This window comes from Halorubrum sp. SP3, assembly GCF_005435195.1.
Lineage (GTDB): Archaea > Halobacteriota > Halobacteria > Halobacteriales > Haloferacaceae > Halorubrum > Halorubrum sodomense.
Genome location: NZ_SGTU01000606.1, coordinates 1 through 280 on the forward strand (window position 1 = coordinate 1; position 280 = coordinate 280).

Annotated in this window: 1 protein-coding gene; it reads left to right on the forward strand. The window is 68.9% G+C overall.

The genetic code is table 11. From position 1 onward, the window contains the following. Positions 1-182, forward strand: a 182-nt coding sequence (locus EXE42_RS17725) for a universal stress protein (RefSeq protein ID WP_137707122.1), incomplete at its 5' end; no start/stop codon positions are given. Positions 183-280 lie beyond the last annotated feature (98 nt).

A 280-nucleotide genomic window follows, 5' to 3' on the forward strand; every position in this document is an offset into this window, starting at 1 on the left:
CGTCCGGGACCGCCTACCGGTCGATACACAACTACGTCGACGACCACGGCATCGACGTCGTGGTGATGGGGACCCACGGGCGGAAGGGGATCGACCGCTACCTGCTCGGGAGCGTCACGGAGCGGGTCGTCCGCACGTCGGACGTACCGGTGTTGACCGTGCGACAGTCGGCGTATGAGTAGTCGCACCGCACTCGGCGGACGCGGGTGACACCGATGCGCGACTGGCTCTCCCACCGGGTGGTCTCGTCGCCGGACGACACCGCCCTGATCCGCGCCGA